The organism is Nocardioides nematodiphilus (assembly GCF_020216525.1).
GTDB classification, from domain to species: domain Bacteria; phylum Actinomycetota; class Actinomycetes; order Propionibacteriales; family Nocardioidaceae; genus Nocardioides; species Nocardioides nematodiphilus.
In genome coordinates, this window is the sequence record NZ_JAIWOY010000014.1 from 1 (window position 1) to 14762 (window position 14762).

At 70.6% G+C, this 14762-nt stretch carries 15 protein-coding genes; 1 reads left to right on the top strand and 14 read right to left on the bottom strand.

Annotation, left to right across the window (positions count from 1 at the left end; translation table 11 throughout):
• The 9 genes from KSO98_RS17070 to KSO98_RS17110 all read right to left on the bottom strand — a co-directional run.
• Nucleotides 1-706: aldehyde dehydrogenase family protein (locus KSO98_RS17070; RefSeq protein ID WP_225286933.1), on the bottom strand; the 706-nt coding region annotated here is incomplete at its 3' end.
• 33 nt (nucleotides 707-739) lie between these two features.
• Nucleotides 740-1450 carry a gamma-glutamyl-gamma-aminobutyrate hydrolase family protein gene (locus tag KSO98_RS17075; protein WP_225286934.1) on the bottom strand — a complete coding sequence of 237 codons (711 nt, stop codon included), beginning with the start codon at nucleotides 1448-1450 and terminating at the stop codon, nucleotides 740-742.
• Nucleotides 1450-2181 carry an ABC transporter substrate-binding protein gene (locus KSO98_RS17080; protein ID WP_225286935.1) on the bottom strand — a complete coding sequence of 244 codons (732 nt, stop codon included), beginning with the start codon at nucleotides 2179-2181 and terminating at the stop codon, nucleotides 1450-1452. Before KSO98_RS17080 ends, KSO98_RS17075 begins: the two co-directional genes overlap by 1 nt.
• On the bottom strand, nucleotides 2178-3563 hold the full coding sequence (locus KSO98_RS17085; RefSeq protein ID WP_225286936.1) for a glutamine synthetase family protein: 1386 nt from the start codon (nucleotides 3561-3563) through the stop codon (nucleotides 2178-2180). The genes KSO98_RS17080 and KSO98_RS17085 overlap by 4 nt, the downstream gene beginning before the upstream one ends.
• Before the next feature lie 11 nt (nucleotides 3564-3574).
• Nucleotides 3575-4786 carry an NAD(P)/FAD-dependent oxidoreductase gene (locus KSO98_RS17090; protein WP_225286937.1) on the bottom strand — a complete coding sequence of 404 codons (1212 nt, stop codon included), beginning with the start codon at nucleotides 4784-4786 and terminating at the stop codon, nucleotides 3575-3577.
• A gap of 2 nt (nucleotides 4787-4788) precedes the next feature.
• Nucleotides 4789-4980 (bottom strand): ferredoxin, encoded by a 192-nt coding sequence (locus KSO98_RS17095; protein WP_225286938.1) that lies wholly within the window; start codon nucleotides 4978-4980, stop codon nucleotides 4789-4791.
• A gap of 27 nt (nucleotides 4981-5007) precedes the next feature.
• Nucleotides 5008-6210, bottom strand: coding sequence for a cytochrome P450 (locus KSO98_RS17100; protein ID WP_225286939.1), 1203 nt, complete (start codon nucleotides 6208-6210; stop codon nucleotides 5008-5010).
• Nucleotides 6211-6318: 108 nt separating this feature from the next.
• Nucleotides 6319-7044: a cache domain-containing protein gene (locus KSO98_RS17105; RefSeq protein WP_225286940.1), complete on the bottom strand. Its 726-nt coding sequence runs from the start codon at nucleotides 7042-7044 to the stop codon at nucleotides 6319-6321.
• Nucleotides 7041-7793 carry a FadR/GntR family transcriptional regulator gene (locus KSO98_RS17110; RefSeq protein ID WP_225286941.1) on the bottom strand — a complete coding sequence of 251 codons (753 nt, stop codon included), beginning with the start codon at nucleotides 7791-7793 and terminating at the stop codon, nucleotides 7041-7043. The genes KSO98_RS17105 and KSO98_RS17110 overlap by 4 nt, the downstream gene beginning before the upstream one ends.
• 167 nt (nucleotides 7794-7960) lie before the next feature.
• Between KSO98_RS17110 and KSO98_RS17115 the strand changes: the two genes are divergently transcribed.
• Complete coding sequence (locus KSO98_RS17115; RefSeq protein ID WP_225286942.1) at nucleotides 7961-9451, top strand: APC family permease; 1491 nt, start codon at nucleotides 7961-7963, stop codon at nucleotides 9449-9451.
• 116 nt (nucleotides 9452-9567) lie between these two features.
• Here KSO98_RS17115 and KSO98_RS17120 read toward each other — a convergent pair whose 3' ends face one another.
• Genes KSO98_RS17120 through KSO98_RS17140 form a run of 5 tightly spaced genes read right to left on the bottom strand, consistent with a single transcriptional unit; the run spans nucleotide 9568 to nucleotide 14762 of the window.
• Nucleotides 9568-10320, bottom strand: coding sequence for a prepilin peptidase (locus KSO98_RS17120; protein ID WP_225286943.1), 753 nt, complete (start codon nucleotides 10318-10320; stop codon nucleotides 9568-9570).
• A complete protein-coding gene (locus tag KSO98_RS17125) occupies nucleotides 10317-12461 on the bottom strand; it encodes a hypothetical protein (protein ID WP_225286944.1) in 2145 nt (714 codons plus the stop codon). The genes KSO98_RS17120 and KSO98_RS17125 overlap by 4 nt, the downstream gene beginning before the upstream one ends.
• Nucleotides 12458-13120 carry a type II secretion system protein gene (locus tag KSO98_RS17130; protein ID WP_225286945.1) on the bottom strand — a complete coding sequence of 221 codons (663 nt, stop codon included), beginning with the start codon at nucleotides 13118-13120 and terminating at the stop codon, nucleotides 12458-12460. The genes KSO98_RS17125 and KSO98_RS17130 overlap by 4 nt, the downstream gene beginning before the upstream one ends.
• Entirely contained in the window at nucleotides 13108-13557 is a 450-nt protein-coding gene (locus KSO98_RS17135) for a prepilin-type N-terminal cleavage/methylation domain-containing protein (protein ID WP_225286946.1), read from the bottom strand. Before KSO98_RS17135 ends, KSO98_RS17130 begins: the two co-directional genes overlap by 13 nt.
• Nucleotides 13557-14762: a type II secretion system F family protein gene (locus KSO98_RS17140; protein ID WP_225286947.1), complete on the bottom strand. Its 1206-nt coding sequence runs from the start codon at nucleotides 14760-14762 to the stop codon at nucleotides 13557-13559. Before KSO98_RS17140 ends, KSO98_RS17135 begins: the two co-directional genes overlap by 1 nt.

Below are 14762 nucleotides of genomic sequence, written 5' to 3' on the forward strand. Positions count from 1 at the left end.
CCGACCCACCCAGCTCGAGGACGACCTTCTTCAGGTGACGCCCGGCGGTCTCCGCGACCGCGGCGCCGGCCCGCTCGGAGCCGGTCAGCGAGATGCCGCGTACGCGCTTGTCGGCGATCATCGCCGCCACCTGCTCGTGGGTGGCGAACAGGTTCGTGTAGACGCCCTCGGGCACCCCGGCGTCGCTGAACAGCTGCGCGATGGCCAGCGCGGCGGTCGGGCAGTTCTCGGCGTGCTTGAGGATCACGGTGTTGCCGGCCACGAGGTTCGGGGCGGCGAAGCGCGCGACCTGGTAGTAGGGGTAGTTCCACGGCATCACGCCCAGGATCGCGCCGACCGGGAGGCTCTCGATACGGCCGCCCGGGTGGCCGGGAAGCTCCTGGTCGGCGAGCAGCCCGGGACCGTTGTCGGCGTAGTAGCCGAAGATCTCGGCACAGAAGCCGGCCTCACCGGCGGCCTCCTCCGGGGCCTTGCCCATCTCGGTGGTGATCAGCGCACCCAGCTCATCGGCCCGCTCGGCGAAGAGCTCACCGATCCGCCTCACGATCGCGGCCCGCTCGCCCACCGGCACGGCTCGCCAGCTCTCGTACGCCGCCTGTGAGCCCGCCAGCGCGGCCTCGACTTCGGCGTCGGTGGCGAAGGGGAACGTCTCGACGATCTCACCGGTGGCCGGGTTGGTGACCTGGTAGGGCGGGGTCTGGCTCATCACATCTCCTGAGGCGGGGCGGGCGGGTGCGGATCAGCGGTCGGCCGCGTGCTTCGCGGCACGCTCGACCAGGTCGGCGAAGAGGGCGGCGTCGGTGTCGTTGGTGGCGTGCAGGTCCTCGGGGTGCCATTGCACCGCGAGGAGCCGGCCGCTGTCGTGCTCGAGGGCCTCGACACAGCCGTCGGCCGCGCGCGCCACGACCGTCAGCCCGCGGCCGACGCGGTCGACGGCCTGGTGGTGGTAGCTCGAGACCTGGAGCCGGTCGCGACCGGCAACGGCCCGCAGTCGACTGCCGGCCTCGGCCACGACGTCGTGGACGGCGTTGCGATGCGCGACCTCGCCGTCGGGAAGGTGTTGGTGCAGGGTGCCTCCCAGGGCGACGTTGACCACCTGCAGGCCTCGGCAGATCGCGAGGGTGGGCAGTCCGACCGACAGCACCACGGCGGCGACCTCGAAGTCGAGGTCGTCGTCGTGGGCCATCGGCGGCTCCGCTTCGGGAGCGGGGGTCTCTCCGAAGCGAGCCGGGTCCATGTCCCCGCCGCCGGGCATGACGACGCCGTCGAAGCGGCTCAGCCGCGCAGCGAGGTCGTCAGCGGGGTCGGCATCGGGACCGTGCAGGATCAGCGGCTCGCCGCCGGCGGCCCACACGGCCTCGCACATGGCCTCGGAGGCGATGGTCCCGGAGAAGCGCAGCACCGACACCTGCGGGCTGCGCCGCCCCGGGATCACGATGAGAGGGCGCATCAGACGCGGTCCGCGGCGAACGGGTACTCCAGCGTCGGCAGCCACTGCTGCCAGGCTGCGCGGTGACGGCCGTCGGCGATGATCGCGGCCAGGGCGGCGTCGAGCTGCTCGCGCAGCTCGGGCCGATCCTTGGCCACACCGATCCCCCACGGGTTGTTCGTCTGGACGATGAAGCCGAGCTCGAAGTCCGGGTCGGAGTCGCCCAGGGGCACGAAGACCACGTCGTCGTCGACCACGCCGAAGACCTCACCGGCCCGCAGCGCGGCGAGCATGTCGGCGTACACGTCGTCGGACGCGCCTGAGAACGGCACCACGGTCGCGCCCTCGAAGGAGTCTGCGAGACGCTCGTTGGCCGACCCGGCGATCGCCGCGATCCGCTTGCCGACCAGGCCGGAGGGGTCGCCCACGGCCTCACCGCGTCGACACAGCACGCCCTCGTGGAAGACGCCGTACGGGGCGGTGAAGTCGACCTGCTCGAGTCGGGAGGGGATGATCCCCTGGCCGCAGAGCACCGCGTCGACCTCGTGCCGCTGGGCCGCGGGCAGCATGTCGCCCCAGGACATGATCGCCCACTCCAGCTCCAGGCCGAGCTGGTCGGCGAGCAGCTCGGCGATGGCCGGCTCGAAGCCCGAGCGACCGCCGGGCGCCGAGGCGAGCCCGAAGAGCGGCGGCGCGTCCGCGTCCATGCAGGCCAGCCGGAGACGGCCCGGGGTGGTGACTGCTGTGCTCACGGGAGGTCCGCCCAGTACATGTCGCGCTCCCAGGTGGTGACGGCGCTGTTGAAGCGTGCCCACTCGTCGCTCTTGTAGTCGACCAGGAGATCGGACAGCTCGGTGCCGAGCGCGTCGCGGAGGTAGGAGTCGCCCTGGAAGGCGTCGATCGCCTCACCGAGGCTGAGGGGCAGCTTGCCGAAGAGCTCGGGTGCGGTGGACAGGTAGGACGAGCCGACCGTCGGCTCACCCGGGGAGGTCTGGTTCTTCAGGCCGTCGTCGATGGCCGCGAGCAGGACGGCGTGGGAGAGGTACGGGTTCACCGACGCGTCCGGCAGCTTGTACTCGAGGCGGCCGTTGGCCGAGAGCCGTACGGTGCAGGTCTTGTTGTCCAGGCCCCAGTCGATGCGCGACGGGGCGAACTGGCCGGCGTCCCAGTAGCGCTTGTACGAGTTGACCGTGGAGCCCATCACCAGCATCGCGCCGGGCGTGTGCTGGAGCAGGCCGCCGAGCGCGTACTGGCCCTGGTCGGTCAGGTGGAGGTCGTGGCGACCCTTCTCCTCGAGGACGTTGTCCCCCTCGGCGGTCCACAGGCTCCAGTTGTGGTGGCAGCCGTTGCCCATGTAGCCGGTGCCGGGCTTGGCCATGAAGCTGCACTCGATGCCGAGCTCCCGGGCGACCTGCTTGGCGATCTGGCGATAGGTGACGAGCCGGTCGGCGGTGAGGTCGGCGTGGTCGTACATCCAGTTCAGCTCGACCTGGCCGGCGTCCTCGAAGTCGCCCTCGATCATGTCGAGACCCATCGCCTTCGCGTAGGAGATGACCTTCTGGTAGATCGGGCGGTACCGCTCGAGATGCTCGATGTGATACGCCGGGGACTGATCGGGGCGCGAGGTGGTGACGAACCCGGGACCCTCCCAGGTCATCTCCGGCTCGGTGCCGGTGCGCAGCTCGAGGCCGGTGCGGGCGGTGAACTCGGCGTGCATCCGCTTGAGCAGGCCACGGGTGTCGGTGGCGAGGGCCGCACCGGCGTTCTCGGGGCGGTGGTCGGGCTCGTACAGACGGCAGAAGAAGCGGCCGACCTTGTTGTCCCACGGCAGCACCTGGAAGGTGTCGAGGTCCGGGATGGCGGTGTACTCGGCGGCCTCCGTGCCGCCTCCGAGGAGTCGGCCGTCGCGGGTGCTCTGGAGGTTGGCGATCGCCGTGCGGTGCTGGTTGACGCCTCGGACGGCGATCCGGTCGATGTGGTCGGCGGGGACCACCTTGCCGACCACGCGGCCGGTGATGGTGACGGCCTGGTAGTAGATGTTCTCCACACCGGCGGCCGCGATCCGGGCCTTGATGTCATGGAGCACGCCGGAGGAGGCGTTCTCCTCGCGGTGCTGGTCGAGAGCGCTGCTCATGGGGGGACCTTTCAGGAGACGGGCAGGAGGAACGCGTCGCGCAAGGCGCGCTGGCGGACCGGCGGAAGGTTGACCGCGACGTTGCCGACGAGGCGGCCCTCGCGGAGGTAGGTGACGAGGACGCCGTCGGCGAGGTGGTCGAGGTCGCCCGACTCCACGACCGCGGTGTCACCGAGGGCGGGTGAGCCGAACGCCTGCAGGCGCAGGTCGAGCAGGTCGCTCCAGAAGGAGGGGATCGGCGCGAAGGGTGCGGCCGCGACGGGGGCGCCGGCGAGATCGGCCACGAGCGTGGTCGCCGCCCGCTTGGCGGTGTCGGTCGGCATCGACCAGTGCTCCACGCGGCGCGGATCGCCGCCGAAGAGCGCGTTGGGGAAGCGGGCGATGTCGCCGACGGCCACCACACGGTCGACGCCGAGGACCCGCAGGTCGTTGTCGGTGAGGACGCCGTCACTGAGGTCGAGGCCGTTGCCGGCCAGCCACTCGGTGTTGCAGGCGGAGCCGACGGCCTCGACGACCAGACCGGCGGACACGGTGGTGCCGTCGTCGAGCGTGACACCGGATATCGCGTGGGATCCGGTGTACGAGACGACGCCCGTGCCGGTGCGGAACCGGACGCCGGCGGTCTCCAGATGACGCTGGATCGCCCCGCCCAGCAGGGGGCCGAGAGCCCGCTCGAAGGCGACCGGGAAGGGGTCCACCACCGTGACGCGGATGCCGAGCCTGTGCAGCGAAGCGGCGGTCTCGCAGCCGACGAAGCCCGCCCCGATCACGACCGCGGTCGCCGTCGTCCGGATCGCCGAGCGCAGGCCGAGGGCGTCGTCCAGGGTCCGGATGACGTGCCGGCCGGCGGCGGGACCGGGCAGCGGGAGCCGTCGGGCGCGCAGACCGGTCGCGACGACCAGTCCGTCGTACGCGAGCGTGGTGCCGTCGTCGAGGGACACGGTCCGGGCGACCAGGTCGCTGGCGACCGCGCGGCGGCCGAGGAGGAACTCGACGTCGTCGATCGAAGCGCGGCGACGGAAGACCAGGCCCGCGTGCAGGCGCTCGACGTCGTCGTCACCGGCGTCGGCCAGGACATCCTTCGACAGTGGGGGCCGGTTGTACGGGAGGTGGATCTCCTCCCCCACGATCGTGATCGGACCGTCGTGGCCGGCCGCCCGCAGCTGCTCGGCAGCGCGCAGGCCGCCCAGCGAGGCGCCGACCACGACGACATGACCGGCCATGGTCAGGCCTGACCGATCAGGATCGCCTGGACCGGGCACACGTCGGCGGCCTCCTCGACCTCATCGAGGTAGGAGTCCTCGACGGTGGTCTCGTACTCGAGGTTGCCCTCGTCGTTCATCCGGAACGCGACGGGCGCGGCGATGGCGCACTGGCCGTGGTCCTGGCACTTGTCGAGGTCGACGGTGATCTTCATGGCGGTTCTCCTCGCGATGGGTCGGGTTCAGGGGGCGGCGGTGAAGCTGATCGGCAGCGAGATCGGGCCGGTGTTGCCCGAGTCGGCGAGCCAGGTCGCGCCCGGGAGCGGCTGGGGGTTGCGCAGGCGGCGGGCGAGCAGCGGCAGCGCCTCGCTCATGTCGCTTCGGGCGACGAAGTGGCCGAGGCAGTGGTGGGCTCCGCCGCCGAAGCCGTAGTGCGGCTTGCGCTCGGCCTCGATGTCGAAGCTGCGCTCGCCGAACACGCGCGGGTCGGTGCCGGCGGACTCGCTGAAGAGGTGGACCGTGGTGCCGGCCTCGATCAGCAGGCCCTGGTACTCGAAGGTCTCGACCGCCTCCCGGGTGACCCAGCGGACGGTCGGGTTGACGCGCATGACCTCCTCGACCGCCTGGCCGCCGAGCGCGGGGTTCGCGGCCAGCACGTCCCACTGGTCGGGGTGCTGCATGAACGTCTGCATGGCCAGGCCGAGCTGGTTGCGGGTCGTGTCGTAGCCGCCGAAGATCAGGAGCACGATGGCGTCGCGCAGCTCCGTGGAGGAGAGCCGGTCGCCGTCGCGCTGCGCCTGGACCAGGGTCGTCATGAAGTCGTCGCGCGGGTTCGCGGATCGATCGGCGATCAGGCCGTCGGCGTACGCGTAGAGCTTCGCGAGCGCCTCCTCGATCTGCGGCAGGTCCTGCTTGAGCGTGACACCCAGCGCCAGGCCCAGGGTGGCGGACTCGCGGGCGATCATCTGCCACTCCGACTCCGGCAGGCCGAGCATGATCGCGATGACGCGGGCGGCGTACGGCTCGGCGAACTCGGCGGTGAAGTCGCACTCGCCGCGCTCGGCGAAGGCGTCGATGAGCTCGCCGGCCAGCGCCTGGAACCGGGGCACGAGACCACCGATCAGCTTGGGCGAGAAGGCCGGGTTGAGCAGACGCCGCAGGCGGTGGTGCTCCTCGCCCTCCTTGTTCAGGATCCAGCTGTCGAACCACTCGGCGAAGGGGCCCTCGGTGACGCCGTTGTGCGCGGGCCAGGCGGCGCTGCCCTGACGAAGCTTGGGGTGCTTCATCAGCTTGGAGACCTCCTCGTAGCGGAGGATCGCCAGGCCGTACTCGGTGTGGGCGTACCAGCTCTGCTCACGAGCGGCGTGGACCTCGTCCGACGTGATCGAGAACGACGGGTCGGTCACCGCGAGGCGCGGAGCCGCAGCGGTCGGCGTGATGGTCATCGAGAACCCTCTCCTCAGTGCTTGACCCCTGAATCATCTATAATTAGATGATTAGTGTCAAGGCTCACAGAGAAAGAGGTCGGAGCGCCTCGCCAGGCGCGGCAGGGATCAGGCCCGGTCGACCTCCGGCTCAGCCAGCGCCAGCGTCCAGCCGGTCCAGGGTGAGAGCTCGACGACCGTGCGCCAGCCCTCCGGCGCGGCCGCCGGATGCACCGCGAGGCGCTCGCCCGGCATCCAGCGGGCCGAGCCCGACGCCAGCACCGAACGGTCGCCGTTGACCACGAGCGCCTCACCCGGCAGCGCGCGCAGCAGCGGCACGAGCCACCGCTCCAGCTCGTCCGGGTCGAGGTCGGCCCCCGCGACGCCGACGAAGCGAGAGCCGACCTGGACGGGCACCGCGACCGTCAGCACGAGGAAGTCTGCGCCGGCGTAGTCGACGTAAGGCCCGTAGATGCTCGGCTCCTTGCGCCGCTCGGCTCCGGAGAACCACTCCATGTCGAAGTAGTCGTACAGATCGGGGTCGTTCTGCGAGAGGTTGATGCGCAGCCGGCCGATGCCGCCGGCGCGGCGCTGCAGCCAGAGCAGGTAGTGATCGCGCTCGGCCATGACGCCGGAGGCCGCGGCGAACCCGAGGCTCACGTACGCGGCCTCGGACTCGAGCTCGGCGGTGATCCAGGCGATCAGATGCGCGAGGTCCTTCTCCCTCAGCGCACCCACTGCCACCCCCTGCGCGGCGTGGGCGACCTGGTCCGCCAGCCCGCGGAGCGGCGCGAGCTGGTCCTCGAGGCGGCGTCCGATCTGCTCGACGGCGCTGCGTACGACGTCTGCGGTCATCTGGGGTTCTCCCTCGAGCTGTCTTCGAGCAGGTGCAGGTGGGCCGCGGTGAGGCGCCGCAGGTTCGCTCGGACGTGCCGCTCCGACGCTGCCTGGGCGCCCTCGCCGTCCTCGGCGGCGATCGCGGTCGCGATCTCGTGGTGCTCGCGGACGATCGCCGCCACGTCCTCCTCCGCGAGGTGCGGAAGCCACAGCATCCCGGCGACCTCGGCCTGCAACGCGACCTCGCGCCGGACCAGCCGGTCCGAGCGGGTGGCGATGGCGACCTCGATGTGGAAGCGCGAGTCCGCCTTGATCCGGGCACCTCGCGTCTCGGCGGCGACCAGCTGGTCGACCAGGCCCACGATCAACCGCACGCTGCGCGGCGCGGCGCGCTCCGCGGCCAGTCGCGCGGCCAGGCCGGCGATGGCGAGCTGCTCGTCCGCGGCATCGCGCAGCCAGCCCACGCTGACGTCGGAGAGCCGCGCGACGTCCGGCTCCTCGGGGGGCTCGAGGGAGCGCTTGACGAAGGTGCCGCCGTTGCGCCCGCGCCGGGTCTCGACGAGGCCCCGCTCGCGCAGCGACGCGATCGACTCGCGCAGCGTCATCGTGGCCACGCCGAACTGCTGGGCGAGCTCGACCTCCGGCGGGAGCTGCTCGCCGTCGGCGATGAGCCCCAGGTGGATGGCCTCGGTGAGTCGCGCGGAGATCTCCTCGGCACGACTGGCCGCCGCGAGCGGCGCGATGAGGGCCGAGGTGTCGATGACCATCTCCTGACTCACTCATCGGGCGGGCCGCCCGGGGCACGTCTCGGCGTAGTTTAGGCAAAGCCTCGAGCCGGAGCCGGAAAATCCTGCGGTGACCCCTTGCGCTTAAAAACTCTAGGTCTGTATGTTTTCGGCCATATCGTGATCCAGGACACACAACGGAGGCCGCCATGCATCGTTCCGACGAGGACGAGCTTGCCGCACTGGGCTACAAATCTGAGTTCAAGCGGGACATGAGTCCGTGGGCGAACTTCTCGCTGGGGTTCACCTACCTCTCGCCCGTGGTGGGGATCTACACCATCTTCGCCTTCGCGCTCGCGACCGCCGGCCCGCCGATGATCTGGAGCCTGCTGATCGTGGGCCTGGGCCAGTTGCTGGTCGCTCTCGTCTTCAGCGAGGTCGTCGCGCAGTTCCCCGTCGCCGGCGGCGTCTATCCGTGGGCACGGCGCCTGTGGGGCAAGAAGTGGGCCTGGATGACCGGCTGGGTCTACCTGATCGCGCTGTTGTGCACGATCGCCTCGGTCGTCTACGGCGCCGGGCCGTACGTCGCCACGGTGCTGGGCTTCCAGGCGAGCGTCACCAACGTCATCTGGTGCGCGCTGGCCCTGCTCGTGCTGGCGACCGTCATCAACTTCCTGGGCACCAAGGTGCTCGCCGCGGCGGCGATCATCGGCTTCACCGCCGAGATCATCGGCGCACTCGTCGTCGGCTTCTGGCTGATCGTGGTCCACCACCACCAGAACATCACGGCGATCTTCCATACCTTCGGCGCGCCGCACGACGGCAGCAGCTACACCAAGGCGTTCCTGGCCGCCGCCCTCATCGGCATCTACCAGTACTACGGCTTCGAGGCCTGCGGCGACGTCGCCGAGGAGGTCCCGAACCCGGGTCGCCTGATCCCGAAGGCGATGCGTCGCACCATCTACATCGGCGGTGCCGCGGCGACGTTCGTCTGTCTCGCCTTCATCATGGCCGTGCCGGACATGGGCGCCGTCATCCGGGGCGAGGACACTGACCCGGTCACCACGGTCCTCCACGAGGGCTTCGGTGCCACCGGTGCGCGCATCGTGCTGTGCGTCGTGCTGATCTCGTTCCTCTCCTGCGCGATGTCGCTGCAGGCCGCCGCGAGCCGGCTGGCCTACTCCTACGGTCGTGACGACATGATCATGGGCAGCAGCCTGCTGAAGAGGTTCTCCCCGTCGAAGGCGGTGCCGCCGTACGCCCTGCTCCTGGCGGCGATCGTCCCGGCGATGATCGTGATCGGTTCGAAGGTCAGCACCGACGCGGTCACCAAGATCGTCAGCTTCGCCGCGCTCGGCATCTACATCGGCTTCCAGATGGTGGTGCTGGCCGCCCTGCGTGCCCGCCTCAAGGGCTGGGTGCCGTCCGGGCAGTACAGCCTCGGGCGGTGGGGCCTGATCGTGAACATCGGCGCCCTGGTGTACGGCGTGCTCGCCATCAGCAACATGGTCTGGTCGAGCCGCACGCCCGGCGCGCCCTGGTACGACGACTGGATCGTCGGCGTCTCCGGTGTCGTCGTGGTCGGCGTCGGAGTCATCTACATGGCCCTGCACCGCAGCTACGGCCGCAGCGAGGCCCCGCACAACGACGCGATCCCCGCCCCCGCGCTGCACCACGCGATCGTGGAGAACCTCGTCTGATCCATCACGGACCACGACAGCGGGTCCTGGCGCCGGTCGGCGTCGGGACCCGCTGTCGTTGCGCCGGTGGGATGTCGGCGCCGGGATGTCGGCGCCGGGACGTCGGCGGCGCGCGGTCAGAGGGCGAGCAGGGTCAGCAGGACCGCGCCGATCATGAACGGGCCGAACGGCACCGCCGTACGGCGTCCGGCGCGACCGAGGACCAGCAGCGCGATCCCGACTCCGGCGCCGAGGACGAACGCCAGGTAGCCGCCGAGGATCAGTGCCTCCCACGAGACGTACGCGAGCACCGCGCCGAGCAGGCCGGCGAGCTTCACGTCACCCCAGCCCATCGCGCCCGAGACCAGCGCGATCGCCGCGTAGATGGCTCCCAGGAGCAGCCCGCCGATGAGGGCCCGGGTGAGCGCGGGGGCGTCCCCCGCGAGGACGAGGAGGACCGCGAGCGCGGGGTACGACGGCAGCACGATCGCGTCCGGGAGCCGGCGCACGTCGAGGTCGATCAGGGTCAGCGCGACCCCGATCGCGGCCACGTACAGGAGCGCCGGCCACAGCCGCGGCTGGTCGGGGAAGCGCAGCACGACCGCGGCGAAGAGCACCGCCGTACCGGCCTCGACGAGGGGGTAGCGCGCGCTGATCGGCATCCCGCAGTCGAAGCATCTCCCCCGCAGCGCCAGCCACCCGAGGACCGGCACGTTGTGCCTCGCCCGGATCCCGTGCGCACACCCCGGGCACGCCGAGCCGGGGCTGACCACCGACAGCCCGGCCGGTACGCGGTGGACGACGACGTTGAGGAACGAGCCGACGCACAGCCCCAGCGCGCCCATCCAGGTCGCCCAGATCGCGGTGATCATCGCCGGGTCGCCCCTCATCGGGAGTGGCTCCAGCTCAGGACGGTGACCTGTCTCGCGGGGGGCGCCGGGGAGCCGGAGGGGTCCCACAGCTGCACCCGCGCCGTCAGGGCGGGAGTGCCGCTCGGCGCACAGGTGGGGCTCGCCGCGCAGACGTAGACCTTGAGGTCCACGGTGCTGTTCTCGTACCCGTAGCCCGGTGAGTTGTCGGGGATCTGGAACACCGGGCCGTGATAGCTCGGGTTGCCGGTGTTGATGGTGAACTCGACCTGGCGCGCGACCACCCCGAACATGGCCACCTCGGCACTGAAGTTGCTCAGCGTGAGGTCGACGTCGCCGTACGGCGTGTACGTGGTGCCCTGCAGGTAGAGCCGGATCTTGTTGTTGCCGCTCGGGTCCAGGGCGAGGAGCTTGCACGGCGATGCGCCGCCCTGCACGCACGTGCCCGCCTCACCGCGCAGCACGGGGACGGCGTAGGTCAAGTCGAACGAGACGGCGTCGACCGTCTCGCTGTTGCTCCCGTTGGTCTTGACGGTGCCGTTGTACGTCAGGCGCGCGCCCGCGTAGCCGTAGTCGTGAACCTGCTTCTGCAGGCTGTTGAAGACCGCCGGCACGGTGGTCAGGTCGATGTTGTCCGTCCCGCTGGTGGTCCTCGTCGGGAGCGTGAGGGGTGGTGTGGCCGCACTCGCACCCGTCACCTGCAGGGTGGCGGTGCTCGCGTTGGTGTCCACCTCCTTGTGCGTGACGTGGAGCGTCGCCCCGGTCAGCACGGAGCCCACCGGGATGCTGCCCACCGGTGCGAACCCGGACATCGTGAGCGTGCCGGTCTTGGTCCCGTTCCCGGTCGTCGCCCAGGTGGCCGCGACGCCGTCCGCGCTGCTCAGCGCCGCCGCGGTGACGTTCGTCCAGGTCCCCGCGCCGGACCCGGTCGGTGCCGGAGTCGCGCTCGTCTTGAGGGCGTTCGCGCTCGCCGCAGCCGGGGTCGTGCCGGACTTGAGCCCGTACAGCTCGATCGGGGGGCGGTCGGCGTGGTAGCTCGCGCACAGCTCCGTGTGGGCGCCCTGGCTGCCGCCACCGGCCAGGTAGAGGTGGCTGTTGTAGCCGAAGACGAACTGCACGCCGACGGCCGTCGTGCTGGTCACCGGGCTCTCGCAGGCACCGGGCATCGACGGGTTGTCCGGCGGCCGGGCCAAGACGTTGCCGGCCGCGTCGATGGGTGTGCCGCCGACGACGGAGACGCCTCGGGGGATGGTCCACTGATCGCTGCTCCCGGTGGGGAACAGGTTCGCGGGGCACACCGTGGCGCAGCCGTCGTTGTGGAAGTCGAAGTAGTACGCGCCGGGCTTGAACCACACCGTGGAGCAGCGGCTCGTCGCGGCGTTCATCGCGGCGGCGTCGTCGTAGTAGCCCGGAGTGAAGATCGCGAGGTAGCCCGCGGTGCACGTCGTCGGCGGGGTCTGGAGCGTCGGCACCGTCCCGCCGAGATCCGAGTCGTAGCCATGGCAGGTCGCCGCCTGGGTGGCGACGCCGCAGTCGTTCGGATCCGGGAGGGTGGATCCGGAGTTGCAGTGCTTCGTGGCCGACGCCGTCACCGTGGTCTGGGTGCACGACCCGTTGGCCCAGACGTCGCCGGCGTCGAGGACCACCGGCCCCGTGATCGCACCGTTGGAGTAGACGCCGCCGTGCACGGCGAGGTTGCTCGCCGAGGCGATGTCGCCGTTGAGCGTGATGATCGCGAAGCCGGGGTGGTTCTTGTCGCTGATCGGCACCGGCGAGCCGTCCTGCCCGGTGCCGTGCTCGCCGGCGCACTGCACGTAGGCCGAGGTGTCCGTCGCTCCGGTCGAGCCGGGATAGAAGCCGTTCAACGACAGTCCGTCCGGGTCGCCCAGCGAGCTCAGCGTGTGGCCGAAGCACCCGAGGAGGGTGCCCGGGCTGTTGTCGAAGCCACCACTGGTGAATCCGTTGCCGGTGCGGAGATCGTTGATCGCGACATTGGCGGCCGCGTCGGCGGCGTACGAGGTGCCGGCGACCTGGCGCAGCGCTACCGTCGCCCGCAGGCTGCCGTCGCCACGGGTCAGGAGCGCCCCGACCACCAGCGCGATCGTGGTGGTGATGATGAGCGCGAAGATCAGGACCGCGCCCTCGTCGTTCCTCGACCTCATGTCTGCCTCCGCTCACCGGACAGGGTGGCTGTGTAGTTGGCGTTGTGCCCGTCGGGGTCGTTGGCGACGAGCGCCATGCTCACCTCGGTCGGCACGTTGTGGCCGGTGCCGGTGCAGGCCGTGGGACAGCTGGTCGTCGGCACGGCCAGCAGGTTGTCGGCGACGGTCAGCGTCGAGTCATGGCTCGCGCCGGTGCAGTGCACTCGCAGCAGCTCGTACCGGAGAGCGGTGCCGACGCCGTGAGCGACGGCGACGTACGTCACCGTGACCGTCGTGGGGTGGTCGGGATCGGCGACATCGTAGCTGCTCCAGGCGAGCGTGACGACCCTCGTGCCGGCGGGCAAGGAGCCCGCACACCCCGGGGTGACGCCAACCGACTGCTCCAGCGGGTACGAGTGCACCGTGTCGGCGTGGTCGTACGTCGTGGAGCGGACACCGATGCTCGCCACGTCGCGCTGCCAGTACGCGGCCGCGAACTGCACGTCGTGCGACTCCGTCATCCGGGCCGCGGTGCTGATCGACGTCTTGAGGTACGCCATCACCACGCCGGTCAGGGAGACGACGATGACGCCGACGATCGCGACGCAGACCACCAGCTCGATCAGGGTCACGCCGTCGTCGGCACCGCGAGCGCGCAGGCGCGCCGTCAGGCGGTGCATGCCGCCACGCTCGGATCGCACGGCTTGCGGAGCAGGACGGTGAGCGACTCGGTAGCGCGTCCGTCGCTGCTGGCGACGTGCAACGTCACCCGCTGGATCCCCGGATCGGTCGTGCAGGTCGCCGCCGCACCTGTCGGTCCGACGCTCAACGCCTTGTCCTGCGACGCGGTGAAGCCGCTCGGCAGGGCGAGCGTCACCTTGGCGGTGTAGAAGTCGGCGCCCGCGCAGTCACGGTAGTGGTCGGCGCCGACATACTCCTGGATCGCTTCGGCGAAGCTGCGCACGTACGCACCGCCGGTGGTCTCCTTGCGATGCATGTCCGAGGCACGGGCGGAGAGCGCCAGACCGCCGGCGACCGCGACGCCGGCGAGGCCCAGGATCACGACCGTCACCAGCACCTCGACCAGGGTCTCGCCGGCGTCGCTGCGGCCGGACATCAGACATCCACCTGGTTGAAGATGCCGTACATCGCCGAGACCAGCGCGACGGCGACGAAGCCGACGATGAGGCCCATCAGGATGATCACGGCCGGCTCGAAGAGCGCGGTCAGCTTGGCGATCTTGTAGTCCAGCTCGGTCTCGTAGTAGTCGGCCGTGACCTTGAGCTGGGTCTCCAGGGAGCCCGTCTCCTCGCCGACGCGGAGCATCTGCGTGGCCGTGCCGGGGAAGAGGTTGGTCCGGGCCAGCGGCGTCGCGATCCCCTGCCCCTCGAGCATCTGCTCGGTGACGTCGCCGAGCCGACGCACGAAGACCCGGTTGCGCAGGGCGTCGGTGGTCACGTCGAGCGCATCGGTGAGGTTGACACCGGCCGCGACCATGGAGCCCAGCACCCGGCAGAACCGCTCCACGAGGGCGTACCGGATCGTCTCCCCCACCACCGGGATCCTCAGCAGCACCGCGTCCCGGCCGTAGCGGCCCTTCTCGAAGCGGGTCGCCACGACGTACGCCAGGACGACGACCGCGAGGCCGCCGAGCACCGCCCACCACCAGCTCTGCAGGAAGCCGGTCATGCCGAGCAGCATCCGCGTCGGCAGCGGAAGGGTGGCGTCCAGCGAGCTGAAGAACTCGCGGAACTTCGGCAGCACGTAGACCGCCAGCACCCCCACCGTCACGACCGACATCCCGGCCACGACCAGGGGGTATGCGGCGGCGGACTTGATCTTGCGGCGCGCGACGAGGTCGCGCTCGATGTAGTGCGAGAGCCGGGCGAGCACCTCGTCGAGCTCACCGGTCTGCTCGGCCGAGCGGACGATGCCGCGGTAGAAGGCCGGGAACACCTTCGGATAGGCGTCGAGGCAGTCGGAGAACCGATCGCCGGTGCGCAGCCCGTCCTCGATGCTGTTCATCATCCGGCGGATCGAGGAGTTCTGGCTCTCCTCGCCGATCGCGTGCACGGCGTCCAGGATCGGCAGGCCGGCGCGGAGGAACGCGGCGATCTGGCGCGACAGGTGCATGACCTCCTCACGCTTGATCCGCGGTCCGGAGAGCTCGTACTGCAGGAGGCTCTTCTTCTCGGTGACCCGCAGCTCGCGCAGGTCCCGGTCGTAGAGGGCGACCTCGGCGTCGTTGCGGCTGGCGGCGCGGTGGATCCCGCGCGTGGGCGCGCCCTGCAGCGTCACCCCGACGTAGGCGAACTTCGGCAT

What these genes read in the sequence shown, in the direction of transcription:
- KSO98_RS17075 (WP_225286934.1), bottom strand. Translation starts at nt 1,450, where the DNA reads ATGCGCCCTCTCATCGTGATCCCGGGGCGGCGCAGCCCGCAGGTGTCG.
- KSO98_RS17085 (WP_225286936.1), bottom strand. Translation starts at nt 3,563, where the DNA reads ATGAGCAGCGCTCTCGACCAGCACCGCGAGGAGAACGCCTCCTCCGGC.
- KSO98_RS17090 (WP_225286937.1), bottom strand. Translation starts at nt 4,786, where the DNA reads ATGGCCGGTCATGTCGTCGTGGTCGGCGCCTCGCTGGGCGGCCTGCGC.
- KSO98_RS17095 (WP_225286938.1), bottom strand. Translation starts at nt 4,980, where the DNA reads ATGAAGATCACCGTCGACCTCGACAAGTGCCAGGACCACGGCCAGTGC.
- KSO98_RS17100 (WP_225286939.1), bottom strand. Translation starts at nt 6,210, where the DNA reads ATGACCATCACGCCGACCGCTGCGGCTCCGCGCCTCGCGGTGACCGAC.
- KSO98_RS17105 (WP_225286940.1), bottom strand. Translation starts at nt 7,044, where the DNA reads ATGACCGCAGACGTCGTACGCAGCGCCGTCGAGCAGATCGGACGCCGC.
- KSO98_RS17110 (WP_225286941.1), bottom strand. Translation starts at nt 7,793, where the DNA reads ATGGTCATCGACACCTCGGCCCTCATCGCGCCGCTCGCGGCGGCCAGT.
- KSO98_RS17115 (WP_225286942.1), top strand. Translation starts at nt 7,961, where the DNA reads ATGCATCGTTCCGACGAGGACGAGCTTGCCGCACTGGGCTACAAATCT.
- KSO98_RS17120 (WP_225286943.1), bottom strand. Translation starts at nt 10,320, where the DNA reads ATGAGGGGCGACCCGGCGATGATCACCGCGATCTGGGCGACCTGGATG.
- KSO98_RS17125 (WP_225286944.1), bottom strand. Translation starts at nt 12,461, where the DNA reads ATGAGGTCGAGGAACGACGAGGGCGCGGTCCTGATCTTCGCGCTCATC.
- KSO98_RS17130 (WP_225286945.1), bottom strand. Translation starts at nt 13,120, where the DNA reads ATGCACCGCCTGACGGCGCGCCTGCGCGCTCGCGGTGCCGACGACGGC.
- KSO98_RS17135 (WP_225286946.1), bottom strand. Translation starts at nt 13,557, where the DNA reads ATGTCCGGCCGCAGCGACGCCGGCGAGACCCTGGTCGAGGTGCTGGTG.
- KSO98_RS17140 (WP_225286947.1), bottom strand. Translation starts at nt 14,762, where the DNA reads ATGCCGAAGTTCGCCTACGTCGGGGTGACGCTGCAGGGCGCGCCCACG.